Source organism: Streptomyces sp. NPDC057565, from assembly GCF_042801455.1.
Lineage (GTDB): Bacteria > Actinomycetota > Actinomycetes > Streptomycetales > Streptomycetaceae > Streptomyces > Streptomyces yanii.
Map to the genome: position 1 here is coordinate 323,640 of NZ_JBHVFU010000004.1, position 25,331 is coordinate 348,970.

The following is a 25,331-nucleotide window of genomic DNA, read 5'->3' on the forward strand; positions in this document are numbered from 1 at the left end:
AGATGGCCAACTTCTCCAAGTCCCACGTGCCGCAGTTCTCCGTCGAGGTGTACCAGAACGAATATCTGCCGGAGGGCGGCCGCGAGGTCAACGCGATCGTCACGGTCACCTCGACCGGCGGCGGCACCACCGGTGGCGTTCCGCTGACCGGGGCGACTCTCTCGCCCGCGCGGCTGCCGGGCCAGGGGCCGAAAGCCGCTGTGGTGATCATGGTGGACTGCTCCGGTTCGATGGACTATCCGCCGACGAAGATGCGCAACGCCCGTGATGCGACGGCCGCGGCCGTCGACACCCTGCGTGACGGCACCTCGTTCGCCGTGGTCGGCGGTACGCACATCGCCAAGGAGGTCTATCCGGGCAACGGCCGCCTCGCCGTGGCCGACGCGCAGACCCGCGCCCAGGCGAAGGAGGCGCTGCGCCGGCTCAGCGCGGGCGGCGGTACGGCGATCGGAACCTGGCTGCGGCTGACCGACCGGCTGCTCGGCGCCGCCGACGTGGACATCCGGCACGGCATCCTCCTCACCGACGGCCGCAACGAACACGAGTCGCCGGAGGACCTGCGGGCCGCGCTCGATGCCTGTGCGGGCCGCTTCACCTGTGACGCCCGTGGTGTCGGAACCGACTGGGAGGTGAAAGAAGTCACAGCCATAGCCTCGGCACTGCTCGGCACGGCCGACATCGTCGCCGACCCGGCGGGGCTCGCCGCGGACTTCACGCAGATGATGGAGAACGCGATGGGCAAGGAGGTCGCGGACGTGGCGCTGCGCCTGTGGACGCCCGTCGGGGTCGAGATCAAGTTCGTGAAGCAGGTCGCGCCGACCGTCGCCGAACTGACCGACCGCCGCACCGAGGCGAGCCCGCGCGCCGGGGACTACCCGACCGGTTCCTGGGGTGACGAGTCCCGCGACTACCACGTGTGTGTACGGGTGCCGGAGGCCGGGATCGGGCAGGAGATGCTCGCCGCCCGCGTCTCGCTGATCCTCCCCGACCCGTCGGGCGCGGCGGCTCCGCAGGTCCTCTCGCAGGGCCTGGTACGGGCGGTGTGGACGGACGACATGGTGGCATCCACCTCGATCAATCCGCAGGTCGCGCACTACACCGGCCAGGCGGAACTGGCACAAGTCATCCAGCAGGGGCTCGATGCGCGCAAGTCGGGAGACTTCGACGGAGCGACGGCGAAACTCGGCCGTGCGGTGCAGCTGGCATCGGCGTCCGGGAACGAGGACACTGCGAAACTGCTTTCGAAGGTGGTCGACGTGGTCGATGCGGCGACAGGTACTGTGCGACTGAAGGCGAAGGTCGCGGAGGCCGACGAGATGACCCTCGAAACGCGCTCCACCAAGACCGTCCGCGTGAAGAAGTAACACGAGGGCCGCGCAGCTCAGCGACGTGGCGAAGCGATAAAAAAAATGACGGCCCCCGGGGCCGGACGAGGAGAGGAGGAAGCGCCGACATGCCGACCTGCCCGAACGGACACCAGTCGGGTTCCGAGGACTGGTGCGAGGTCTGCGGCCATCGCATGGCCGGGGCCGGCGCGCCTGCGGGTGCAGTCCCCCCGCCGCCTCCACCACCACCCGCGCCCGGATACGGCTACCCGCAGGGCCCGGGCTCCGGCGCCACCCAGCAGGCAGAGCTCTGCCCGCAGTGCCGCACCCCGCGTGAGGCGATGGCGCCGTTCTGCGAGGAGTGCCGCTGGAACTTCCTCACGAACACGGCGACGTCGTACACCCCGCTGGCCCCGCAGCCCGGCGGTCCGGGCGGGCCCGGCCCCGGCGGTCCGGTGCCCGGTCTGAACCTGCCGCCGGGCTTCCAGGCGCAGCAGGGGCCGCCCGCGCCGCCGCAGCAGCGCGACCCGTACGAGTACCAGAGCTCACGCCCCTCACAGGTGAACCGCCCGGCCGAGCCGCTCACCCCCGGGCCTCCGGCGCCGGGGGCGCAGCAGCCGCCACACGCGTTCCAGCAACAGGGCCCGCCGCCCCCGTCCTTCCAGCAGCAGGGTCCGCCTCCTGCGCCGTCGTTCCAGCAGCAGGGTCCGCCGCCTCCGCCTCCGTTCCAGCAGAGCGCGCCGCCCTCGTTCGAGCAGTCCGGCCCGCCCGCGCCGCCGCAGCCGCAGCCGCAGGCCACGGGTGACGACTGGATGCTGCCGCCGCCGTCGCAGCAGCAGGTGCCGGCGCAACAGCCGCTCCAGAACCAGGGCCCGAACCAGAACCAGGCGCCCGCGGGCTGGACGGCGGTCATCGCCCCGGACCGTGACTACTTCCTGGCGATGATGCAGCGCAGCGGCCCCGAGGCGACCGGGCTCAACCTGCCCGCGTACTCCCCGGAGCAGCGCCTGCCGCTCACCGGCAACCAGGTCACCATCGGCCGTCGCCGGCACAGCACCGGTGAGTCCCCCGACGTCGATCTGTCCGTGCCGCCGGAGGATCCGGGCGTCTCGCACCAGCACGCGGTGCTGGTGCAGCAGCCCGACGGCAGCTGGGCCGTGGTCGACCAGAACTCCACCAACGGCACGACGCTGAACGGCGCCGAGGACCCGATCCAGCCCTACGTCCCCGTACCGCTCCAGGACGGCGACCAGGTGCATGTCGGGGCGTGGACGACGATCACCATCCGCCGCGGCTGACCGGGTTTCTCAGCCGGCGATCAGTGGCCAGGCGTACGGCCCCTCGGGGTCGTCCAGCCAGGCCCACTGCCGCCCGTCCCGGAGGGTGATGCCGAACCTCTCCCGCTCGGGGCGCTTCTCGCGCTGCCAGAGGGAGAGGGCCTCACGCGGGTCGAGGGTGGTGCCGGTCAGCGTCTGCAGGAACCGGAACAACTCGTTCTCGGCCACCCGCCTCGGCACTCCGCCGGTGTGCGGGTGGCGCACCGGTGGCGGCGCCCCGCGCAGGGGCACGAAGTACGCGGGTGTGTGCAGGAACCGCCCCTCGGCATACGGGCCGTGCGGTGACGGGCATACCCGCAGCAGGATCAGACCGGTCGCGAACGGTGCCAGGATCCGCGCCTGAGGCCTGCACTGCGCCAGCCAGGCCTGCGGCACGGACGGCAGGGTGCAGGTCACGATGATCCGGTCGTACGGGCCCCGCTCGGGGCAACCCCGCGCCCCGTCCCCGGTGATCACCGTCGGGTGATAGCCCGCCGCCGACAGATGGTTGCGGGCCGACTCCGTGATCTCCGGGTCGAGGTCCATCGTGGTCACCGCGTCGTCGCCGAGGCGGTGGGCAAGCAGCGCGGCGTTGTAGCCGGTGCCCGCGCCGATCTCCAGAACGGTGTGGCCGTCCCGTATGTCCAGCTCTTCCAGCATCCGGGCCATCAGCGACGGCTGGCTGCTCGACGACACGAGTTCGCCGTCCCGGATCCGGGTGGCCAGTGCCCCGTCGGCGTACGCGCCGTGCAGCCACTGGGCCCGCCGGGCCGGGTCGGGGTCCTCGCACCAGAGCCGTTCGGGCCCGCTGGTTCCGGTCACGTAGTAGTACGGCACGAACAGATGGCGGGGCACCGCCTCGAACGCGGCACGCCAGGCGGGGTCCTCCAGCTCCCCGCCCGCGACGATCCCCCGCAGCATCGCCCGCCGGGCCTCGGCGCCGGCCGCCGCGAACTGATCCAGGTGTGGGCCCATACCTCCACTCTCCCGCTCGCGCCCCCGGGAAGCGACGAGGCGGACGGCGGACCGGAGCAGACGGACGCCGGGTACACGCCACCCGGGCCGCCGTTTCCGACCGATTCGATCGATCGTGCTCCACTCGTTGCGCGCACACTCCACGTTCCCCTCTGCAACACGGTCCGCGGGCACCGCACCCAGCGGGTGCCCTTCGCCGGCGGGCCGCTCTCCCGGCGGTACGGGCACAGCTGGGCGCCCCCCGGGGGGGGTGAGCCGTCCGGGTCTGCCGGGTCCGGGTCCTAGGTCCCGGGTCCTCGGTCGGTGCGTCTGCGACCATGGACGGGTGACAGAGAATCCGCACGACACGCTTCAGGAGCAGACCTTCTACGAGCAGGTCGGCGGCGAGGAGACCTTCCGGCGCCTGGTCCACCGCTTCTACCAGGGAGTAGCCGAGGATCCGCTGCTGCGGCCGATGTATCCGGAGGAGGACCTGGGGCCGGCCGAGGAGCGGTTCACGCTGTTCCTGATCCAGTACTGGGGTGGCCCTCGGACGTACAGCGAGCAGCGCGGTCACCCCAGGCTGCGGATGCGGCACGTCCCGTTCCGGGTGGACCGGGCCGCACACGATGCCTGGCTGGGCCGGATGCGGGTGGCACTCGACGAGCTCGGGCTGTCCCCGGAGCACGAGCGGCAGCTGTGGGACTACCTCACGTACGCCGCCGCCTCGATGGTGAACACCGAGGGCTGACGGCGCAGCCCCGTCCCTCGCCCCCATACACACGCATGCACTGTGCGGAATGCGGTGCTCCGCGGCCGGATAACGGTCACGATCCCATCAAGGTGTGGGCGTAAGCGGTTTCCAGCAGTGGGGGCGCTCTGAAAGCATCCTGGGAGCGTCGGGGGGCGTGTGGGGCAACAGAGCCGAGGGGGCCAGGTGACGGGGTTCGTCTTTCTGCGGGTGAGGGCGCATCGGCTCCTTCTTGCCGCAGCCCTTCTGGCCGTCCTGCTCACCACATCGGTGCTGGCGGCGCTCACCGCCTTCTCCGGCTCCATCGGAGACGCGGCCCTGCGCCACACGCTCACCCACCGCTCCTCGGCGTCCGCGTCGCTCGTCGTCTCCACGCATGTGGAGCGCGAGCAGCGGGGAGCGGCCGACCAGGCCGTGCGCAAGGCCGCCCGTGAGACGTTCGACGGTCTGCCGGTGACCGTACGGAAGCTGGAGGCCTCGGGGCCGTACGCGCTGCCGCGGAACCTGCAGGATCCGGCGGCCCGGCGCGGCGATCCCGATCTGACCCGGTTCGCCTCGCTCGACCGCAGCCGTGTCCGTCTCACCGCGGGCCGCCTGCCCCGCGCCGGGAGCGGGAAGAGCGACGCCCCCGTCGAGGTGGCCCTGCCCTCCGTCGCGGCCGACGTCCTGAAGCTGAAGCCCGGCGCGCGACTCACGCTCACCGACCGGCTCGCCGAGGGCACCAGGCTGCCGGTCCTGATCACCGGCCTCTACGAGGCGGCCGACCAGGCCGACCCGTACTGGCAGTTGGACGAGCTCGGCGGGCGCGGCGTCCGCAAGGTCGTCTTCACCACGTACGGTCCGCTGCTCACCGATCCCGCCGTGCTCGGCTCCGGGCGGATCAGCTCCGGCGACATGGCGTGGCTGGCCGCCGCCGACTTCCGTACCGTCACCACGGACCGCATCCACGTGCTGCGCACCGCCGCGACCAAGGGCCCGAAGGCGCTCCTCGCCACCCCTGAGTTCAAGGCCGGGGCCCTCGTGCAGACCTCGCTGCCCACCGTCCTCGACCAGATCGACCGGGCACTGCTGGTGTCCCGCTCGACCCTGATGATCGTCGCCGTGCAGCTGGTGCTGCTCGCCGGTTACGCGCTGCTGCTCGTGGCCCGGCTGCTGAGCAGTGAGCGCGGCGGGGAGACGGAACTGCTGCGGGCCCGCGGTGGTTCGCGCGGCCGGATCACCTCGCTCGCCGCGATCGAGGCACTTCTGCTCGCGCTGCCCGCCGCCGTCGTCTCCCCCCTGCTGGCCGGGCCGCTGACCCGGCTGCTGGCGGACCGCGGCGAGCTCACCCGGATCGGGCTGCGGCTCGACACGGGCGCGACCGGCACCGTGTGGCTGGTGGCCGCCGCCGTCGCGCTGGCCTGTGCGCTGGCCGTCGTCGCGCCCGCGCTGGCCGCCACCGCGGGGTTGCGCAGCCGCAGCCGGGCCGCCGCGCTGCCCGGGCCCGTGCGCGCGGGCGCCGACATCGGGCTGCTGCTGATCGCGGCAGTGGCGTACTGGCAGCTCGACCGGCAGACAGGCAGCTCCGGCAGCGGTGCGCTCAGCGGTGACCGGAAGGGCGGTCTCGGCATCGATCCGCTGCTCGTCGCCGCGCCCGCGCTGCTGCTGCTCGCGGGCACCGTACTGACGCTGCGGCTGCTGCCGCCCGCGGCCAGGCTGGCGGAACGTCGTGCGGCGGGCGGCCGGGGGCTGTCCACCGCGCTGGCCGGCTGGCAGTTCAGCCGCCGTCCGCTGCGCGGTGCCGGACCGGTGCTCCTGCTGGTCCTGTCTGCCGCGATGGGCATGCTGGCGATCGGGCAGAGCGCGTCCTGGGACCGTTCGCAGGGCGACCAGGCGGACTTCAGGACCGGCGCGTCGGTGCGCATGGTGGGCGGAATCAACGGCAATCCGACGAAGACCGGGGCGTACGCACAGCTGCCGGGGGTACGGGAGGCGGCACCCGCATTCCGTACGACGGTGGACCTGTCCGGCGACCGCGCGGCCGAGGTGGTCGCCCTGGACACCGCGCACGCCGACGAGCGGATGCTGATGCGCGGCGATCTCACCGACGGGCCGGCGGACGGGCTGTTCGCCTCGATCACACCGCCGAAGAGCGCGCGGGCCGGGCTGCTGCTGCCGAAGGGCAGCACGGAGATCCGGTTCGACCTGCGGATCTCCGTGGCCTCGGCGGCGCACCGGACGTCGCCGTCCGGCATGGCCCCGCAGGTCACCGTGCAGCTGGAGGACCGTTACGGCATTCCGTACCGGGTTCTCCTCGGAACCGTACCGGCCGACGGCAGGGCGCACCCCCTGTCGCTCGCGGTGGCGGCCGCCGGTGAGCTGGCCGTGACCGGGTTCGAGCTGAACGGCACGCAGCCCGTCGGCCGGAGCGAGACGCACCGGGTCGCCGTGAGCCGGCTGCGGACCGTGACCGAGGACGGCACCGACCAGCCGGTTCCCGTCCCGGCCGGATTCGGCTGGCAGGGCACCCTGACCACCGGCCTCCTCAACGAGACGCGGCCGGGCAGCCCCGTCCACGCGGCCGCGTCCGACCGGGACCCGCTGACGGTCGGATACGACACCGGATCCATTCCTGTCGAGGGCGCGGTGTACGGGGTGCCGGCCCTCACCGTGCGGGTCCTCGCGCCCCGCGCCGAGGCCCCGGCGCTCCGCGCGGTCGCCACCGACACCTATCTGAAGGCATCCGGCGCGAAGGTGGGGCAGGACGTCGATGTCACGCTGGCCGGCGAAACGGTCCGGGTGAAGATCGTGCAGTCGGTCCGTCAGCTGCCCACCACCGGGCCGGGCGCCGCCACCACCGCCGCTGCCGCCGAGGCGTCCCGGCTCCGGGACGGCGGCGCGCTGCTGCTGGACCTCAGGGCCCTCGGCCAGGTCCTCGCGGACCGCCCGAACGCGGTCCTCACCGCCACCGAATGGTGGCTGAGCACCGAGCCCGGCCAGACAAGGAAGGTCGCCGCCGCGCTCCGGGGCCAGCCCGACACCGACCCGACGCAGGTGCTGGTCCGCGACGAGGTGGCCCGGGATCTGCTGGGCGACCCGTTGGGCGCAGGACCGCAGTCCGCACTGCTCGCGGTGGCGGTCGTCGCCGCCGCGCTGGCAGCGGTCGGCTTCGCGGTGAGCGCCGTCGGATCGCAGCGCGAACGGTCCGCCGAATTCGCCGTGCTGCGGGCGCTGGGTGCGCCGCGCCGCGGGCTGGCCCGGATGATCGCCGCCGAGCAGGGCGTGTTGATCGCCATCGCACTGCTGGTCGGATTCGCGCTCGGAGCCGTACTGACCAGGGCCGTCGTGCCACTCATCGTGCTGACCGGGCAGGCCGCCCAGCCGGTGCCGGCCGTGCTGGTGCAACTGCCGGCCGGGCAGGTCGCCACGCTGCTGGCAGGCGTCGCCGCGCTGCCGCTGCTGATCGTGGCGGCGATCGCCCTGCGCCGCGCCGACCCGGCGATTTCGCTGCGCCACCAGGGGGACAACTGACATGAGCCCGCGTTCCGACAGCGGTCGTTCCACAGCCATCACCCGGGCCGGCGCCTGTGCCCCGTGGGTCCGTACCCGGCTGCGTACCGCGCCCGGGGCCGCCTGCGCGCTCGGGTTGCTGGTGCTGCTCACGGCGTTCCTCGCCGCCGCGTTCCCGCGGGCCGTCGACGCGTACGAGAACAAGGGGCTGCGCCACGACCTGGCCGTCGAGGACCCCAGGCGCAGCGTCCTGGAGCTGACCGCTCCGCCGCCCGCCCTGGGGGAGGAGACAAAGCGCGAGGCCGCGGTGCGCGGGGCGGCGCTGGGCGCGGTCCACCGCAAGGTCCTGGCCGGGCTGCCCGAACCGGTGCGTGCCGACACCTCCCAGTCCTCGTACGGCATCCACACGACGGAGCCGATCGCCGCCGGGGAGAAATGGCTGCCTCGGCCCTACGGCCTCGACCCCGAGCTGACGTATGCGACCCCGTCGGCCCTGCCGGCCCACGCCACGCTGCGCGACGGCGCCTGGCCCACCGTCCACGGCGAGGTCACCGCGACCGCCACGGAGGTCGAGGCCGCGGTCACCGAAGCGACCGCGAAGGCACTGCGGCTCAAGGTGGGTTCGACGATCGCGGTACCGACCCGGGGCGAGCGGCCGCTGACCGTACGGATCACCGGCATCATCACCCCGAAGCTTCCGGAAGCCGCCTACTGGTCGACCGAGCGCCTGCTGCGTACCCCGTCGCTGATCGCGAAGCCCTCCAGGGATACCCCTCGTTACTACTGGATAGCGGCCCTGTTGCTGCCGCCGGACGCGGCGCCCGCACTGCTCGCCACGACCGGTGTGCCCGAGCCGTACTGGCGGATCGCGCCGGACGCCGACCGGCTCACCGCGCTCGACGTGGACCGGCTGCGTTCCCGGGTGGCTTCGCTGGAGAGCGGCCCCGAACTGCTGAAACTGCGCGCGCTGGCCGGTCCGGCGGCGACACTGACGACCGGTCTGGACGACGTCCTCACCGGGTACGACGCGATGCGTTCGGCGATCAGCCCGGTCGTCACGGTCGCCGCCGTCGGGATCGGTGCCGTCGCCGCCGTCGTCCTGCTGATGACGGGCGGTCTGCTCGCCGCCCGCCGCCACAGCGAACTGGCTCTGCTGCGCTCGCGCGGCGGATCGCTGCGCGGCATCGGCGGACGGCTGCTCGCCGAGACCGCGGTGACGACGGTGCCCGCGGCGGCGCTCGGTCTGCTGCTCGCCGTTGCCGCCGTCGGCGGGGGCCGGCTGTGGCCCGCGGTCGTGGGGGCCGCAGCCGTCGCCGCCCTGGTCTGTGTTGCCCTGCCGCTGGGTACGACGCTCGGTCACCGCATACCGCAACTGCACGGCGCCCGCGACGACATGATGACCGCCCGCCCGTCGCGGCGCCGCACGGTCGCCGAACTCACCCTGCTGGTGCTGGCCGTCGGCGCGGTCGCCGCGCTGCGCCGCCGCGGTACCGCCTCGGACGGTGGCCCGGACTTCCTGGTCAGCGCCGCGCCGGTGCTGGTGGGGCTGATCGCGGCACTGGTCCTCGCCCGCCTGTACCCGCTGCCGCTACGGCTCGCCTCCCGCTCGGTCGCCCGGCTGCGCGGCGCGGTCGGCTTCCTCTCACTGGCCCGTGCCGGGCGCGCGTCGGCGAGCGGCGCACCGGCCCTGTTGGCGCTGCTGGTAGCGCTGACGACGGCGGCGTTCGGCGGCTCGGTGCTGGCGGGGGTCGCCGGCGCGCGGGACGACGCGGCGGTGCTGGCCACCGGTGCGGACGCTCGGATCAGCGGCGAGGGTGATGCGATAGAACTCCCGGACCGGCTGGTCCGGGACGTACGGAAGGCGGGCGGCGTACGGGAAGTGGCGCCGGTCCAGATCGAGTACAGCGTTCCGCTGCCGTCCGGCGGCCTCGGCTCCGACGTGAAAGCCACGCTGGTCGGCGTCGATCCGGGGACGTACGCCAGGCTGGCCCGCGCGACCGGTCTCGGGCCGTTCCCCGCGGACCGGCTGAAGGCCACCGGAGCGGCGCCCGGGAAGGGCACCCTGCCGTCGAAGAACCGGGTGCTGCCCGTCCTCGCCTCGCCGTCCGTGGCCGAGCGGCTCGGCGAACGGCCGCGCGCCATCAAGTCGCTGGCCGGCGAGTTCAAGGTGCGGGTCGTCGGAACAGTGACGCGTACGCCAGCCGTCGACAACACCGACTTCCTGGTCGTCGACGCCGCGTCCCTCACCCACCGGCAGACCACCACCCTGCTGGTCACCGGCGGCTCGGCGGACGCGAAGGCGCTGCGCGCGGCCACGCACCGGGCGGGCCCGACGTTCTTCCTGCAGCTGCGGTCCGAGGAGCGCGCGGCGTTCGTCGACACCCCCATGCAGTCGGGTGCCGAGCGGATCTACACGGCGGCGATCGCGGCCGGCGCGGGCTACGCCCTGCTGGCCGTACTGCTGTCGCTGATGCAGACGGCACCGGAACGCACCGCACTGCTGGCCCGGCTGCGGACCATGGGCCTCACTCCCCGGCAGGGCCGACGGCTCCTCGGCCTGGAGGCGATGCCGCAGGCACTGCTGGCCGCCATCGGCGGGCTTCTCGTCGGCTGGGCGACGATCGCCCTGCTGGCACCCGGGGTCGACCTCGTACAGCTGGCGCTGTCCAGCGGGCCCGGCTCCGACACGCTCGACACCGCTCCCCTGCGCGCCGACCTGTGGTCGCTGGCGCTCCCGGCGCTCGGCGTGGTCGCACTCGCCGCCGCCGTGGCAGCCGTGCAGGCCTGGTGGGCGGGGCGCCGTGGATCGATCACCGAACTCAGGGCAGGAGACACCCGATGACGTCGTCGACGACCGAGACCACGCTGGCGGAGCTCGAACAGCGGGCCGCCGCACGCCGCGACCGACCCTCCTACGGGCACGACGCACTGATCGCCTGCGATCGGCTGGTCCGCATCTTCAGCACGGACGGGGTGGAGGTGCAGGCCCTCCAGGGCCTCGATCTGCTGGTAACCGAGGGCGAGTTGATGGCGCTCGTCGGAGCATCAGGCAGCGGCAAGTCGACCCTGATGAACATTCTGGCGGGCCTCGACGTGCCGACGGCCGGATCGGCGAAGGTCGCGGGCTGCGATCTTCTGTCGATGGGCCAGAAGGAACGGCTCCGTTACCGCCGGGACGTCGTCGGGTTCGTCTGGCAGCAGACCGCCCGCAACCTGCTGCCGTACCTCACCGCCATCCAGAACGTCACGCTGCCCATGCAGCTTCGCGGCCGCGGCCGGAACCGCGAACGTGCCGCGCGCGCCGAGTCGCTGCTGCAGATGCTGGAGGTCGCGGACTGCCGCGACCGGCGGCCCCCGCAGATGTCCGGCGGCCAGCAGCAGCGGGTGGCGATTGCCGTCGCGCTCGCCAACAACCCCTCGGTGCTGCTCGCCGACGAACCGACCGGCGAGCTGGACTCGGCGACGGGCGAGCAGGTGTTCGCCGCGTTCCGCCGGGCCAACGAGGAGCTGGGGACGACGATCGTGATCGTCACCCACGACCAGGCGGTGGCGGGCGAGGTCCGCCGTACGGTCGCCATCCGTGACGGCCGTACGTCGTCCGAGGTGCTGCGCCGTACGGAGGTGGACGCGGCGACGGGCCAGGAGTCCCAGGTTGCCCGCGAGTACGCGATGCTCGACCGCGCGGGACGGCTGCAGCTGCCCGCCGACTACACGGAGACGCTCGGGATGGAGCACCGCGTGATGCTGGAGCTGGAGCAGGACCACATCGGGGTGTGGCCGGACGACCAGCAGCGCTAGTGCTGCGACCGGAAAGGTTTGCGCGCCGGTGGACCTTTCCGGTCGCAGCACCAGCGAGCGCCTTACCCGCAGGTCCGCACCGGCCTCGGCGTCAGCGGGCGCCGATCGTCACCGCGAGGTTGCCGAGTCCGCTGCCCGCGCCGCGCACGGCGATCGAGCCGAACGGGGTACGCAGCCGCAGCCACGGCCCCGACGCGAACAGCGCGACCGGGAAGTCCGGGGCCGGGCGCAGGAAGCCGAGGGACTGGGCGGCGTGGACGGCGCGCAGCGGGAGTCCCGTGCCGCCGACCGTGCGCGACCATATCTCGCGGCCGATCAGGTCCCGTTCCGCCCTGGTGCGACGGTCCTCGGGCAGCGCCTCGTCGCGGGAGCGGAACTCCGCCACCGCGGCGGTGACGGCGGTGCGCAGGGAGACGGGGTCGGGCAGTCCGGGCCGTTCCTGCCAGCCGGTGCGCGGCGGGAGCACCCCCGTCCACGGCGGCCCGGTGACGGGCGCGGGCAGCCCGCCACGGGAATCACCCGTCTCGACGTCGAGCGATTCGAGGAGTTCACCGGCGGACGCGGTGATGTCGAAGTCGATCGGGTCGGCCAGCCGCGCCGTCCGGATCGCGAGGACCTCGAACGACGGCGGCCTGCCGAACACGGCCAGTGCTCCGCCGCCCGCCTGCAACCGGACGGCAGCCGCCCGGTCGTAGTGGAGCAGGCGACCGAGGAAGGCGGCGAGATCCGCCGCCTCCCTCGCGTCGGCGAAGTGCAGCGACTGCACGGGCACCGTCATACCGCGGCGGGCTCCTCGGCCAGGTACTCCTGGAGGAAGAGCTTCTCCTCCGCGGAGATCCGCCGGGGCCGCTCCTCGGCCAGGTTGTACGGCACGACGATGGTCGAGGCCCGCACGTACACCTGGTCCGGGTCCTTGATCTCGTACGAGATCGTCAGGGACGCGGCACCTATTTTCGTGACCCAGGACTCGACGGTCACCGGCGCGTGCCGGTGGACCAGCGGGCGCACGTAGTCGATCTCGTGCCGGGCCACGACGGACCCGCCGGCGAAGGACGGCGAGCCGTCCCCCGGCGCCAGCCGGAACATGAAGTCGATGCGCGCCTCCTCCAGGTAGCGGAGGAAGACCACGTTGTTGACGTGGCCGAAGGCATCCATGTCCGACCAGCGCAGCGGGCAGTTGTAGATGTGACGAGCCAAGACGATCAGCCTCGCGTGAGCTTCTTGTACGTGGCGCGATGCGGACGGGCCGCGTCCGCGCCGAGGCGCTCGACCTTGTTCTTCTCGTACGACTCGAAGTTGCCCTCGAACCAGTACCACTTGGAGTCGCCCTCGTACGCCAGGATGTGCGTGGCGACGCGGTCCAGGAACCAGCGGTCGTGGGAGATGACCACGGCCGCACCCGGGAACTCCAGGAGCGCGTTCTCGAGCGAGGACAGGGTCTCGACGTCGAGGTCGTTGGTGGGCTCGTCGAGGAGCAGCAGGTTGCCGCCCTCCTTGAGCGTCAGCGCCAGGTTGAGGCGGTTGCGCTCACCACCGGAGAGCACACCGGCCGGCTTCTGCTGGTCCGGGCCCTTGAAGCCGAACGCGGAGACGTACGCCCGCGACGGCATCTCGACCTGGCCGACGTTGATGTAGTCGAGCTCGTCCGACACGACCGCCCAGAGGGTCTTCTTGGGGTCGATGTTGGCGCGGCTCTGGTCGACGTAGGAGATCTTGACGGTCTCGCCGACCTTGATGCCACCGGAGTCCGGCGTCTCCAGGCCCTGGATCATCTTGAACAGCGTGGTCTTGCCCGCACCGTTCGGACCGATGACGCCGACGATGCCATTGCGCGGCAGCGTGAACGACAGGTCGTCGATGAGGACCTTCTCGCCGAAGGCCTTCGAGAGGTTCTCGACCTCGACGACGATGGAACCGAGCCGCGGGCCCGGCGGAATCTGGATCTCCTCGAAGTCCAGCTTCCGCATCTTGTCCGCCTCGGCCGCCATCTCCTCGTACCGGGCGAGACGCGCCTTGGACTTCGTCTGCCGGCCCTTGGCGTTGGAGCGGACCCACTCCAGCTCTTCCTTGAGGCGCTTGGCGCGCTTCTCGTCCTTGCGGCCCTCGACCTTGAGGCGGGTGGCCTTCTTGTCGAGGTACGTGGAGTAGTTGCCCTCGTACGGGAGCGCGCGGCCGCGGTCCAGCTCGAGGATCCACTCGGCGACGTTGTTCAGGAAGTACCGGTCGTGCGTCACGGCGACGACGGCGCCCGTGTACTTCGAGAGGTGCTGCTCCAGCCAGTTCACCGACTCGGCGTCGAGGTGGTTGGTGGGCTCGTCGAGGAGGAGCAGGTCCGGGGCCTCGATCAGCAGCTTGCAGAGCGCGACGCGACGCTTCTCGCCACCGGAGAGGTTGACGACCGGCCAGTCGCCGGGCGGGCAGCCCAGGGCGTCCATGGCCTGCTCCAGCTGGGCGTCCAGGTCCCACGCGTTGGCGTGGTCCAGGTCCTCCTGGAGCTTGCCCATCTCCTCCATCAGCGCGTCCGAGTAGTCCGTCGCCATGAGCTCGGCGACCTCGTTGAAGCGCGTGAGCTTGCCCATGATCTCGGCGGCGCCGTCCTGGACGTTCTCCAGCACGGTCTTCGACTCGTCGAGCAGCGGCTCCTGCATGAGGATGCCGACGCTGAAGCCCGGCGACAGGAACGCGTCGCCGTTGGACGGCTGCTCCAGACCCGCCATGATCTTCAGCACCGTGGACTTACCGGCGCCGTTGGGGCCCACGACACCGATCTTCGCGCCGGGCAGGAAGTTCAGGGTGACGTCATCGAGGATCACCTTGTCGCCGTGCGCTTTGCGCGTCTTGCGCATGGTGTAGATGTACTCAGCCAAGAGAAACCGTCCGGCTATCGATGTGTGGGCAGATACACCCCATCTTGCCCGACCGCTAGCCCTAGGGGGAAACGCGTATGGCTGGGTGGCTCTGACCTGGGGTTTCACTGTCAGCGGCTATGACTCGGCTGTCAGTGCCGGTCGTCGCCGGTCGGCCTCGGCCGGCCTCGGGCCGACAGTTCTCGGGCCGGGCCGGCCGCGTCGGCAAGGCTGGTCGCATGCTGGAAAACGGTTTTCACCTCATGACCTCAGCGCCCTCGCGGCGACCGCCGGCCAAGCGCCGCAGCCTGGCCCAGTTCGCCGGAGGTTCCGGCTCGGGGATGCCCGGGCGGCCGCGTGGCACCTGAACGCGCAGCGCGCCCGGCCAGGTCGTGGAGGTCACCGGCGTCGACATTGTCACCGCCTCGCCGTCGACGCCGACCGGAATCTGCGCCGCATCGGCGGTGATCTCGATCTGCTGCGTGGTCAGCTCCATGACCCCCTCGGCGCTGCTGCCGCGGAGCAGATCGATGGCCTGACCGGCGGTGCGCACCCTGACACCGATCACGCCGAGCACGCCGCCATCCAGCCGTGCACGGCGGCCAAGGCCAGCGATGTCATTGGTTCGGTACGGATTGTTGGACACCAGCAGCGCCTGCGGCGCCTCGATCTGTGTGCCGTCCACTTGTGCTGTCAGCTGCGCTCCGCGGTGACCTTGCAGCAGGTCCGGGAGCAGGTTCAGCGTCGTGCCAATCTTGTCGTCACGGTAGGCCGGGCTCTCCACGACCTGGGCGTAGGCGCCGAAGGAGGCGTTGTTGACGAACGGCTGCCCGTTGATCAACCCCAGGTCGACCCGCAACTCCACACCGTCGACCAGGGCGCCGAGGCAGGCGGCCGGGTCCTCCCGGTTCAGCCCCAGGTCCAGGGCGAAGTGATTGCGGGTGCCCGCGCTGATCACCACGAACGGTAGGTCGTGCTCGGCAGCGATGCCCGCTACCAGTGCCTGGGTGCCGTCACCGCCGGCCACTCCCAGCAGGTCAGCGCCGTTGGCCACCGCCTGCCGGGCCACCGCGGCCACGTCAGTCGCCCCGTCCAGGACGAACACCTCGGCGCCAAGGGCTTCGGCCTTGCGCTTGAGGTCGAACTTCTCGACCTTCCCGCCGCCCGACTTCGGGTTCATGATCAGGTACGGATGCCGGGCCGGTGGCTGCGCCGGATACTCGGGCATGCGCCAGTCCGGCTGGTCCCCCTTCAGCGCCTGGTGCGCGGTCACGCCCGCGAGGAGCCAGACTCCCGCCGACACGATGGCCACCCACAGCACGCCGCTGACCGCGAAAATGACGACCACCGCGATCGGCACCAGGACGAAGACCCCGAGCGACAGCCACCGCACGATGCCTCGCCGGGAGAGGAAGAAGTAGGCTGCCGCCACGCTCGCGACCGCGGCAGCCAGGGCAACGGCGAGCATGGCCAGGCTCGCCAGCTGGGCGAAGACCACCAGGATCACGATAGCCAGGCCTGCCAGCACGAAGCTGAGCCGCGCTAGCCACCGCTGGGCGGACGCCCCCTGAGCGATCGCTGCAGACGTCATGGTCTTAGCGTCGCATGCCGACGGCTCCGGCACCTCACTGCTTCACTGATGGGCACCTGCGCCGGTACCCAAACCGCCGTCGCTGAGCAGGGGAAGGGCTGTCGTCGACTGTCGTCATCTGTCGTCGTCGGCCGCCCTCGGACGGCCCACAGACGGCCCCGGGGATAACCCCGGGGCCGCTGGTGTTTCCCGTTGCCCAGCCCCCTCGATGCGAACCACCGGCAGTTCGGTCGCTGAAGTCTCCTGCCGAGGTCAACCAAGCTGCTGGGGTCAGGCTCGGTCGCCTGCGGTCGACATGGTTGCTGTACTTCGCTGCTGGCAACACGTGCGCTCAGGCGCCGCGCCGGCGGAGTTCCTCATCGACGGCTTGCCGCTTGTTGCGCCAGTCGCGTGCAGCCTTGGGGTTGCGGCCCGGCCCCCGAGCCTCCGCCTGTCGCTGTCGCTGATCGGCGAAAGCCCAACGCTCGACGAGCTGCTCGATGGTCAGGCCCGGCAGGTCGGCATCCCAGTTGTCGTACAACTTCCAACGGCTCATGGAAGCAGGTTGCCGCGTAGAGACCTGACCACGCGAAGTATTTCGGCGACGGGTTTACAGACCGCTTGACGACTGCGCCCGCAACGCCACTTGGCCTGCGGCGATGTCCCTCCGTGGGCCCCCGACGCCGGGGTTGGTCCGTGGCCGGCCCGGATCTTGATGGACAGCCCTTAGGTCCGGGTCCACCAACCCCACGGCGTGGCTGCGTGCCCCTCCAGGGCGGCTGAATACGATCTCAACGGTATGCCCCTGGCATTCCGCTCAGTGAGTCGAGGTGACGTGGTGTCGCAGCCCAAGGTCGAGCGTTCCTTCCCCGCCTACTACCGCGAGCATCGTGAGCGGTACACGACCGGCCGGGTGACCAAGATCAAGGATCGGCCGATCTGGGTGCTGGAGAACCTGGGCGGGTGGTCGGTGAACAGCATCGTCATCGAGGGCGACGACGGGTTGGTCGTCTACGACACGGGAATCTCCCATGAACAAGGAGAGCTCATCGCTGCCGAGATCGCGCGGTTCTCGGACAAGCCGGTGCGGGCCGTCGTCTACTCCCACCACCACGCGGACCACTGCCAGGGAACCGACGCGATCGTGTCCCCTGAGGCAGTGGCCAACGGCGAGGTCGAGATCATCGCGTGGTCGAGTTTCCCTCGCGAGTACGCCGACGAGAATCGGGTCGTGGGGCCCATCATGGGCATCCGCGTTGCCTACATGTCCGGCGCCCTGCTCCCACCCGAAGATCTCCCGTACACCGGGATCGGTGGCCGGTTCATCGGCGGAAGCGTGGGGACCTTCATCGAGCCGACCACGCTCATCGACAGCGAGACCGATTTCGACATTGCCGGTGTCCGGTTCACCCTGTTCCTCACCGGCGGGGAGGCGGCCAGCGAGATCGGCATGTATCTGCCGGACTATCGCACGGCGCTGATCGCGGACGAGGTCTACATCTCGCTTCCCAACCTCTACACCCTCCGCGGTGCCAAGTTCCGGGACGCGATGCGCTGGGCAGCGGCGGGCGAGAAGGTGCTGGCCCGGGATGTCGACCTGCTGCTGGGGTGCCACATGCCGCCGCTGGAAGGGCGCGAGCAGATCGAGCAGGTCCTGGGGGTCTACCAGGACGCGATCCAGTACAACCACGACCAAGCGGTGCGGCACATCCTGCGCGGCGCCACAGCCGAGGACCTGCGGACGGGTCTCGTCGAGCTGCCCGGCCATCTGGACCTCGACCCGTTCACCCGGGAGATGTACGGCAGTGCCGCCAACAACGCTGCGGCGCAGATGACCGGCTACCTGGGGTGGTTCGGCGGTGACGCCACCGAGTTGGCGCCGCTGCCGCGCGCCGAACGGGCCAGTCGGACCGTGGCGCTCATGGGCGGTCGAAATCGGGTCATCGAGGCAGCACGAGCAGCGCTCGACGACGGCGACGGCCAGTGGTGCGCAGAGCTGGCCGGCCTGTGCGTCAGCGTCGACACCGAGGACCGCGAGGCCCGTCGGCTCAAGGCCGCCGGTCTGCGCCTCCTCGGCTACGCCGAGCAGAACGCACCACGCCGCAACTTCTACCTCACCGGCGCACTGGAGCTCGAAGGCGCCTTCGACCCCGCGGCCATCAGCGGTCTCGCCCGCAAGACGCTCACGTCGTCCTCGACACCGCTTCTCGGGCTTCTCGATTCCTTCCGCTTCAACGTCGTACCGAGCCGCGCCGGGAGGCAGCGTCTCGTCGTTGACGTGGTGCTCAGCGACAGTGGTGAACGCGCCCGGCTGGAGCTCCGCCACAGCGTGCTCCGGGTCGACAAGACCGCGGATGACCCCGACGCGACTCTGAGCCTCCCGAAGGACCGGTTCCTCGCGCTGGCCTCGGGGAGCACGGCCTGGGACACGCTGCGGCAGGATGACGCGGTCGAGGTCGCGGGTGAGCCCGAGGTCCTCGCGAGGTTCCTCGCGTGCTTCGACCTGACCCCGCCACGGGTGCAGCTCCACGTGCGGTGACGCGGGAGCGCGTCGCTGCGTCATTCGGCAGTCGCGCACAGCATCCCGCTTGCCCGGGGAGCCTGTAAATCTGTCGGCCATGCCTGCCCAGGTTCGAATCCTCGCGCCGCCACACTGGGAATCGGCCCCTGACCAGCACGTTTGGTTGGGGGCTTGGCCAACGCGGCGAGCGGGCATGCCGGGCACGGCGGCCTTCTGATCCGTAGCTCTGGCCAGGTCCAGCAGCCATGGCCGTTTCGGCCGCTGATCAACCGCCTGTGATCGCCCGTATTAGCTCGTTCAGGTGCGCACCTCGCGCAGGCTTCAGTCGTGATGTCCAGGATTGTCCTCACGATGTGTTTCCTCGTGGAGGTGAAAAAAGATGGCGACGTATGTCGCGTTGCTGAACTGGACCGATCAAGGGGTCCGAAACTATAAGGACACGGCGAAACGCTCCGAGGCCTTCGCCGCAGCGGCCCAGAAGCTCGGCGCGAAGCTTTTGAGTATCTACTGGACCGTCGGCCCATACGACCTCGTGGCCGTCGTCGAGGCACCCGACGACGAAACCGCCACCGCGACACTCCTGCAGCTCGGCGGAGTGGGCAACGTCCGCACCACGACTCTGCGGGCTTTCGGTCAAGAAGAGATGGATCGCATCATCGCCAAGGCCGGCTGAAGACCTCCGCACACTGCAAGCCGTGGCTTGCGGCGAGCCGACTCAGCAGGCCCGGCTTGCGCGTATGCGTGCCGTCCGTCGGCTGACGCCGACCGGACCGAAGGTCAGCATCGGCTCACCCGTCCGCCCGACGGTACGCCCCATGGACGCCTTCCGGTACGCGACAGCCCCGGTACGCGTGGGCGTACCGAGGCTGTCATCAGCGCATCGTGGCGGTGTGGCCCCGATGCGTCACTCAGTGTTTACTCCGCGGCGGTCTGCGTCTTCCGCTTCCGGAGGAGGAAGACCGCGCCGCCGCCGACGACGACCAGGGCGATGGCGATGCCCGCGATGACCGGAGTGGCGCTCGAGCCACCGGTCTCGGCGAGGTCGCCACCGGTCCCGGTCGAGCTGCCGCCCGCGGAGGCCGGGGCGGGCTGGTCGACGGTCTGGGTGTCGGTGCCGCCGGTGGAGCTGCCGCTGGTCTTGCAGTCCAGGACGCCCTTGAACGTCTTGGTGAACCCGCCCGGTCCGGTGATCGTGAAGTCGTACGCCTGGTCCTCGGCGACCGGGACGGTCACCGTCTCCGACGCGCCGGCCTCGACGGTGTGCTTGATGCCGGCCAGCTCGAAGGTGAATGCCTCGTCGCCCTCGTTGCTCGCGGTGACGTCCACGCCGCCCTTGGCGCAGTTCTTCTTCGCGGTGACCGCGGGGATCGCGCCCTTCTTGGCCCAGGTCGCGGTGGCGGTCGCGGAGACCGTGGACTCGCTGGAGCCGGCCAGGATCTGCGTCTGGCTCTTGGTCACTCCGGCGAAGGCCCGGCCGACCGGCACCGAGGTGGTGGCCTGGACGGTCAGCGAGGCGGTGCCGTCGGCGGCACCCGCCGGGACGTCGAAGTAGAGCTCGGCGCCGTTGGCGGCGGCGGTGACGGGCTTGCCGCTCTTGTCGGTGACCTTGACGCCACTGGCGGAGTCGGCGGGCGGGGTCACCGAGACCTGGCCGGCGTTGGTGCGGACGGTGACCGGCCCGAGCCGCTCACCGGACCGGCCGGAGACCGCGGCCGGGTCCAGGGCGAGGGACGCCTTGGGCTCGGCGACGTCCTCGGCGTTCTCGCCCAGCCAGTCGGCAAGCTTCTCGGCCTGCTTGTCGCCGGCCTCGACATCGGCGTTGTCCGAGTAACGCCAGATGGCGACCTGGGTTCCCGCCGCCGCGGTCCGCTCGGTGAGCGGCCCGGTGCCGGCCTGCTTGGCGAGCGCCGCGAGGTCGTCGATCTGCGGGTAGGAGTGCTCCAGGATCCAGCGGATCCGGCCCGCGTTCTTGTTGGCGCCGAGCGACGTCTGGTTCCAGGGGGTCTCCAGGTACTTCGCCTGGTCCTGGGTGGGGTTATGGATGTCGATGCAGTACGTCTTGAGCTTGCCGCCGCCGTCGACGGTCATCTCGAAGAGCCCGGCGGGCAGCTCCTGCTTCTTCCCGTCCGTGGTGAGCACAGCCCGGTCGAAGGTCTTCAACCCGTCGAGGACTGCGGTGGCACCGCCCTGGTGCTGCGGCGCCTCGTCGGCGGACGCAGTGCCCGCGCCGACAAGGGCCCCGGCTATGACGAGTCCGGATGCCACCACCGATGCGGCCAGCCGGGCAATACCCCGGCCCCGTGGCGGATTCGTCCCCGCGTTGGACGATGAAAAGGTCGCTGAAGAAGCAGAAAACACAGATGTCCCCTCCGGGCAGGGCCTTCCGCGCCTGATGCGCGTGTGGGGATTGCCCCGCCAGTCGACTCAAGTGCCGCGTGAGTACTGGGGAATCCTAAGGAAGCGACGAAGCGCAGTCCTTCGTCATACCGTCGTACAACCATTCCGAATCAGAATCGTTATCGCTGGAACTGTTTGCGGCCCGCTGACCCCTTCTCAGCCCGCCCCGGGCGCGGTCACGGCGCCGACGCCAGCTCAGGGAGCGGCTCCTGACGCATCATCATCCCCGTCGCCGCCTGCGCAGGGCTCCCCGCCGCCTCTCCCGCTACGACTGCCGCGTCCCTCCTGCCCGGCCTGGCCGTCAGCGTCGGGTCACCCCGCAGCACCCGCCGGAAGGCCGCGGTCCCCCGTGTCAGATCGTGTCCGACCGCCACCGCCTCGATGTCCACGAACGTCCGCCGCTGCCCGTCCCGTTCCTCCTCGCGCACCTTCAACCGGCCGTGCACGAGCAGTGGTTCTCCGACGGAGACCGAGCCCGCGAGATTCGCCGCCAGTGTGCGCCACGCCCACACGGTGTAGAAGCTGGTGTGCCCGTCCGTCCAGAGCTGTTGCTCCCGGTCCCAGCGGCGGGCCGTCACAGCGAACCGGAATCGCGCCATTCCCCCGGTCGCGGTCTCCCGGAACTCCACCCCGGTCGCCGCATTGCCCACCAGTGTCACCACGGTCTCGTTCATGCCTCCGCCTCCCCTTCGGCTCCGTGACCGCTGCCGCGCGGTCACTGATCTCATGCTGAAGGGGAGGCGGGGATCCTGCTGAGGGCTGTGTACTACCGACCGGTTGTGGAAATCTTCGTCACCGTCACGTACCGCTCGCGCACCTCCCGGTACCGCACCAGTTCGGCCGCCACCGGATCGAGCACCCTTGCCCGGCCGACGGCCGCCGCCGCCTGGCGCAGGCGCCACTCGGCCTCCTGCCCGTACCGCCGGGCGGGCCCCCGGGCTGCCGCCGCACACGACCATTCGACCAGTGGCCCGCCGATCACGCCCGCCAGCATCACCAGCGCGGGCGTGAGCAGTCCCGGTTCGATGACGCCGATGATCTGGCCGACCAGCCAGAGCCCGCCGAAGATCTGCAGCAGCGTCATGGACGCCTGTGCCAGCACGGCGGCGGGCCACCATGCGGGCCTCGGCGGCTTGCCTCCCACCCGCCCGCTGTGCGCCACACCCGAGGCACCGGCCACACCGGTGGCCACCACACCTCCACCGCCGACTGCGGCCGCAGTACCGCGCCCCGCGTCGTCGCCTGTGCCCCTGGCCCGCCCGTACCCCACCGTTCCGGCCTTCTCGGCCAGCTCGTCCAGCGCCTCCGGCAGCCCCGTCGCCCCGTGCACCGCGGCTTCTCGGACCGCCTGCGCCCAGGGACCCGGCAGTCCGTCCGCGGCGGCGTTCGCCACCGTCCGTACCGCCTGCTCGACGCGTTGCCGGGCGGTGAGCTGCTCCTCCGGCGGTGCGGGCATCGCCGCCGCCCGGTCCGGACTTCCCGGCCGCCGAGTGGTCTCGTACCACCGCCACAGCCGCAGCCACGGCGTCCCGCAGGCCCGTCCGGCGTTCCTGCGCCACTCACGTTCGGCGGCCTGGCCGGCCGCGGCCGCGCCCACCGCCTCCCCCAGCCGGTCCGCGAACTCCTCGCGGGCCCGTTCCCCGAGTCCCGGCCGCCCCTCGGCGACGTACTCCGTACGCAGCTTCGCCGCCGCGGCATCCACATCGGCCGAGAGCCGACGCGCCGCTGCGGTGCGCTCCTGCACGAACCGGCCGAGCAGTTCACGCAGTTCACCGACACCTTCGCCGGTGAGCGCGGACAGCGACAGGACGGTGGCGCCCGGTTCGCCGTGTTCGCCGAGCGCCATGCCGTCCTCGTCGAGGATCCTGCGCAGATCGTCGAGGACCTGGTCGGCGGCGTCACCGGGCAGCCGGTCCACCTGGTTGAGGACGACGAACGTGACTTCCGCGTGGCCGGCCAGCGGTCGCAGATACCACTCGTGCAGGGCGGCGTCCGCGTACTTCTCGGGATCGACGACCCAGATCACCGCGTCCACCAGTGCCAGCACCCGGTCGACCTGCTCGCGGTGCCCGGCCGCTGCCGAGTCGTGGTCGGGCAGATCGACGAGGACAAGCCCCTGGAGCGCCTCGTCCGCCTCGGTACCGCCCTGCTGCGGCCTGCGCCTGAGCCGTCCGGGAATGGCCAGCCGGTCCAGCAGTCCAGCGGCGCCGTCGGTCCAGGAGCAGGCCAGGGGCGCGGCGGTGGTCGGCCGACGCAGCCCAGTCTCGGAGATCTGTGCGCCCGCCAGGGAGTTGAAGAGCATCGACTTGCCGCTGCCGGACGCCCCGGCGATGGCGACGACGGTGTGCCGTGAGGAGAGCCGCTGTCGTGCGGCGGCCTCGTCGAGTACGCGCCCCGCCTCGGCGAGCGTGGTCGCGTCGAGGCGGGCCCGGGACAGCCCGACGAGTTCGCGCAGCGCGTCGAGCCGCGGCCGGAGCAGGCCGCCGGCGCGTACGTACGCCTCGACCTGGGGACGTGCGTCGTCGTCGGGGGCGGCCTCGGGGTCCTCGGGAACCTTGGCGAGGACCGCTGCGCGCCGGGCGATGAGCCCGTCGTCCCACCGGCCATCGGACGCAGGGACGTGCCGGCCCTGGCATACGACGACACCACCGGCCTCGCCCTGTCCCTGGCCGTGATCCTGGTCAGTGACGGCAGTCAACGCTGCCACCTCTCCTTCTGCAGTACGGACAGCGCGGCAATCAGTTCGGCCTGCGGCTCCGGGGCCACGTCGAGCGCGTCGAGCGGCGCCAGCCGCCGGTCGCGCTCGCTGCCCAGCACCCGGTCGAGGTAACTGGTCAGCAGCGCCCCGCCCTTGTCGCGCAGCCGCAGCGCGCCCTGGGCTCCGAGGCGTTCGGCGAGCTGCTCCCCGGCGCTGCGGGCGCGACGGCCGCCGAGCAGCGCGGCGGCCAGCAGCGCGGCCACCGTCTCGGCGTCGGGTGCGGCGCTGCGGTCCAGCCGGCGCACCTCTTCCTCGGCCAGCTCCTCCAGGACCCGTCGCCACCGCCGTACGGCCATGGCGATCCGGCCCCGGACATCCTCGGCGGGACCCCATCCCCCGGCTTCCCGGCCCGCGTCCCCGAACCCGAACACACCGGCTGCGGGTTCGCGCTGCCAGGTGGTCCGGATCTGTTCGTCGGCGGCGGCCACGGCACACTGCAGCAGCGCGGCGAGGCTGTCCACCAGCGCTTCGAGAAGTTCCTCGGACGTGCTGTAGTGCGGGTATCCGCGCCATCGGGTACGGGCGTCCCCGGAGAGCACGCCACCGTTCTCCACCCGCCGCCGGACCCGTTCACCCTCCTTCCGGTAGGCGTCCTCGACCACGCCGGTGAGCCGCATGGCCGCGGCGTGCTGCGCGGCGACGGCACCGGCCAGCTCCGGCATCCGTACGTCCAGCGAGTCGATGACCCCGACCGCCGTACGCCCCACCGACTGTTGACGGGCCGCCGGATCCTGTACGCGGTGGCTGAGCCAGGCGCGCAGCGGCGCAACCGCGTTGGTGGGCAGCAGCCCGCTGCCGCCGCCCGCCGACTCGGGCAGTTCCGGGATGGTGAACCAGGGCACCTCACCGAGTCCCGCCTTGGCGAGGAGCGCCCCGTACTGCCGCGAGACCTCGCCGATCACCTGGTGCGGTACCCGGTCGAGCACGGTGACGAGCGAGGCGTCGTACTCCTTCGCGGTACGCAGAAGATGCCACGGCACCGCGTCGGCGTACCGGGAGGCGGTGGTCACCATGACCCAGACGTCGGCGGCACAGATGAGTTCGGCGGCGAGCACCCGGTTCCGTACGACGAGCGAGTCGATGTCGGGGGCGTCGAGCAGCGCGAGCCCACGCGGCAGACTCGCGGCGGTCTCGACCCGCAGCGTGGTCCCGTCCTTCTCCGTATCGTCGTCGAGCCCGTCGAGCTCGTGGCAGAGGCCGGGATCCGTGGACTCCACCGGCGGCAGCCAGACCCGGGTCAGCTGCGGCAGCACCCTGCCCCCGGCGAACCAGTGATGGTCGTCCGGATGGCAGACAAGGACGGGGATCCGGGTGGTCGGCCTCAGCACCCCGGCCTCACTGACCCGCCGCCCCACGAGCGAATTGACGAGCGTCGACTTCCCGGCGCCGGTGGATCCGCCGATGACCGCGAGCACGGGCGCTTCGGGATCCTTGAGCCGGGGAAGCAGGTAGTCGTCGAGCTGTGCGAGCAGCTCGACCCTGGCCTGCCGGGCGCGTGTCACGCCGGGCAGCGGGAGTGGCAGACGCACGGCGGCGACACGGTCGCGCAGGGCGGAAAGTGCGTCGATGAGCTGAGGCCGTACGTCCATGGTTACCACATGCGAAG

The 25,331-nt window shown here is 71.5% G+C and carries 18 protein-coding genes; 8 read left to right on the forward strand and 10 right to left on the reverse strand.

Features of this window, described 5'->3' with window-relative positions; all coding sequences use genetic code 11:
- Positions 1-2: 2 nt before the first annotated feature.
- Both ACFU8W_RS11475 and ACFU8W_RS11480 read left to right on the forward strand, forming a co-directional pair.
- Entirely contained in the window at positions 3-1,364 is a 1,362-nt protein-coding gene (locus ACFU8W_RS11475; protein WP_384034875.1) for a VWA domain-containing protein, read from the forward strand.
- A gap of 89 nt (positions 1,365-1,453) precedes the next feature.
- Entirely contained in the window at positions 1,454-2,623 is a 1,170-nt protein-coding gene (locus tag ACFU8W_RS11480) for an FHA domain-containing protein (protein WP_384034878.1), read from the forward strand.
- A 9-nt stretch (positions 2,624-2,632) separates the two neighbouring features.
- On the opposite strand, the gene ACFU8W_RS11485 is transcribed toward ACFU8W_RS11480, so the two are convergent.
- On the reverse strand, positions 2,633-3,616 hold the full coding sequence (locus tag ACFU8W_RS11485) for a methyltransferase domain-containing protein (protein WP_384034881.1): 984 nt from the start codon (positions 3,614-3,616) through the stop codon (positions 2,633-2,635).
- Between the two features lie 325 nt (positions 3,617-3,941).
- On the opposite strand from ACFU8W_RS11485, the gene ACFU8W_RS11490 reads away from it, so the two are divergent.
- From ACFU8W_RS11490 to ACFU8W_RS11505, 4 genes are all read left to right on the forward strand, one after another.
- On the forward strand, positions 3,942-4,346 hold the full coding sequence (locus ACFU8W_RS11490; RefSeq protein ID WP_327246300.1) for a globin: 405 nt from the start codon (positions 3,942-3,944) through the stop codon (positions 4,344-4,346).
- A 186-nt stretch (positions 4,347-4,532) separates the two neighbouring features.
- The gene (locus ACFU8W_RS11495) at positions 4,533-7,856 is read left to right on the forward strand and encodes an ABC transporter permease (RefSeq protein ID WP_384034884.1); all 3,324 of its coding nucleotides are present in this window, start codon (positions 4,533-4,535) and stop codon (positions 7,854-7,856) included.
- 1 nt (position 7,857) lies between these two features.
- Positions 7,858-10,677, forward strand: a complete 2,820-nt coding sequence (locus ACFU8W_RS11500; RefSeq protein ID WP_384034887.1) for an FtsX-like permease family protein — start codon at positions 7,858-7,860, stop codon at positions 10,675-10,677.
- Entirely contained in the window at positions 10,674-11,633 is a 960-nt protein-coding gene (locus tag ACFU8W_RS11505; protein WP_345518187.1) for an ABC transporter ATP-binding protein, read from the forward strand. Before ACFU8W_RS11500 ends, ACFU8W_RS11505 begins: the two co-directional genes overlap by 4 nt.
- Before the next feature lie 91 nt (positions 11,634-11,724).
- Here the strand turns inward: ACFU8W_RS11505 and ACFU8W_RS11510 are convergent, their stop codons facing one another.
- The 5 genes from ACFU8W_RS11510 to ACFU8W_RS11530 all read right to left on the reverse strand — a co-directional run bounded on the left by ACFU8W_RS11510 (position 11,725) and on the right by ACFU8W_RS11530 (position 16,605).
- Positions 11,725-12,411, reverse strand: coding sequence for a hypothetical protein (locus ACFU8W_RS11510; protein ID WP_384034891.1), 687 nt, complete (start codon positions 12,409-12,411; stop codon positions 11,725-11,727).
- Positions 12,408-12,830, reverse strand: coding sequence for a thioesterase family protein (locus ACFU8W_RS11515; protein WP_345518183.1), 423 nt, complete (start codon positions 12,828-12,830; stop codon positions 12,408-12,410). The genes ACFU8W_RS11510 and ACFU8W_RS11515 overlap by 4 nt, the downstream gene beginning before the upstream one ends.
- 5 nt (positions 12,831-12,835) lie before the next feature.
- Positions 12,836-14,500: an energy-dependent translational throttle protein EttA gene (gene ettA, locus ACFU8W_RS11520; protein WP_384034894.1), complete on the reverse strand. Its 1,665-nt coding sequence runs from the start codon at positions 14,498-14,500 to the stop codon at positions 12,836-12,838.
- Between the two features lie 235 nt (positions 14,501-14,735).
- Positions 14,736-16,103, reverse strand: coding sequence for a diacylglycerol/lipid kinase family protein (locus ACFU8W_RS11525; RefSeq protein WP_384034897.1), 1,368 nt, complete (start codon positions 16,101-16,103; stop codon positions 14,736-14,738).
- A gap of 298 nt (positions 16,104-16,401) precedes the next feature.
- Positions 16,402-16,605: a hypothetical protein gene (locus tag ACFU8W_RS11530; protein WP_384034900.1), complete on the reverse strand. Its 204-nt coding sequence runs from the start codon at positions 16,603-16,605 to the stop codon at positions 16,402-16,404.
- Between the two features lie 282 nt (positions 16,606-16,887).
- Between ACFU8W_RS11530 and ACFU8W_RS11535 the strand changes: the two genes are divergently transcribed.
- Positions 16,888-18,588: an alkyl sulfatase dimerization domain-containing protein gene (locus ACFU8W_RS11535; RefSeq protein WP_384034903.1), complete on the forward strand. Its 1,701-nt coding sequence runs from the start codon at positions 16,888-16,890 to the stop codon at positions 18,586-18,588.
- 361 nt (positions 18,589-18,949) lie between these two features.
- Positions 18,950-19,243: a GYD domain-containing protein gene (locus tag ACFU8W_RS11540; protein WP_384034906.1), complete on the forward strand. Its 294-nt coding sequence runs from the start codon at positions 18,950-18,952 to the stop codon at positions 19,241-19,243.
- 242 nt (positions 19,244-19,485) lie between these two features.
- On the opposite strand, the gene ACFU8W_RS11545 is transcribed toward ACFU8W_RS11540, so the two are convergent.
- From ACFU8W_RS11545 to ACFU8W_RS11560, 4 genes are all read right to left on the reverse strand, one after another.
- Positions 19,486-20,928, reverse strand: a complete 1,443-nt coding sequence (locus ACFU8W_RS11545) for an LAETG motif-containing sortase-dependent surface protein (protein WP_384034909.1) — start codon at positions 20,926-20,928, stop codon at positions 19,486-19,488.
- A gap of 215 nt (positions 20,929-21,143) precedes the next feature.
- Entirely contained in the window at positions 21,144-21,641 is a 498-nt protein-coding gene (locus ACFU8W_RS11550; RefSeq protein ID WP_384034912.1) for a single-stranded DNA-binding protein, read from the reverse strand.
- Positions 21,642-21,733: 92 nt separating this feature from the next.
- Positions 21,734-23,665, reverse strand: a complete 1,932-nt coding sequence (locus ACFU8W_RS11555; RefSeq protein ID WP_384034915.1) for a GTPase — start codon at positions 23,663-23,665, stop codon at positions 21,734-21,736.
- On the reverse strand, positions 23,662-25,314 hold the full coding sequence (locus ACFU8W_RS11560; protein ID WP_384034918.1) for a dynamin family protein: 1,653 nt from the start codon (positions 25,312-25,314) through the stop codon (positions 23,662-23,664). The genes ACFU8W_RS11555 and ACFU8W_RS11560 overlap by 4 nt, the downstream gene beginning before the upstream one ends.
- Positions 25,315-25,331: the final 17 nt, after the last annotated feature.

Bases quoted from the DNA above. Each gene is read 5' to 3' on its own strand.
- ACFU8W_RS11475 (WP_384034875.1), top strand. From the start codon at position 3: ATGGCCAACTTCTCCAAGTCCCACGTGCCGCAGTTCTCCGTCGAGGTG.
- ACFU8W_RS11480 (WP_384034878.1), top strand. From the start codon at position 1,454: ATGCCGACCTGCCCGAACGGACACCAGTCGGGTTCCGAGGACTGGTGC.
- ACFU8W_RS11485 (WP_384034881.1), bottom strand. From the start codon at position 3,616: ATGGGCCCACACCTGGATCAGTTCGCGGCGGCCGGCGCCGAGGCCCGG.
- ACFU8W_RS11500 (WP_384034887.1), top strand. From the start codon at position 7,858: ATGAGCCCGCGTTCCGACAGCGGTCGTTCCACAGCCATCACCCGGGCC.
- ACFU8W_RS11505 (WP_345518187.1), top strand. From the start codon at position 10,674: ATGACGTCGTCGACGACCGAGACCACGCTGGCGGAGCTCGAACAGCGG.
- ACFU8W_RS11510 (WP_384034891.1), bottom strand. From the start codon at position 12,411: ATGACGGTGCCCGTGCAGTCGCTGCACTTCGCCGACGCGAGGGAGGCG.
- ACFU8W_RS11530 (WP_384034900.1), bottom strand. From the start codon at position 16,605: ATGAGCCGTTGGAAGTTGTACGACAACTGGGATGCCGACCTGCCGGGC.
- ACFU8W_RS11540 (WP_384034906.1), top strand. From the start codon at position 18,950: ATGGCGACGTATGTCGCGTTGCTGAACTGGACCGATCAAGGGGTCCGA.
- ACFU8W_RS11550 (WP_384034912.1), bottom strand. From the start codon at position 21,641: ATGAACGAGACCGTGGTGACACTGGTGGGCAATGCGGCGACCGGGGTG.
- ACFU8W_RS11560 (WP_384034918.1), bottom strand. From the start codon at position 25,314: ATGGACGTACGGCCTCAGCTCATCGACGCACTTTCCGCCCTGCGCGAC.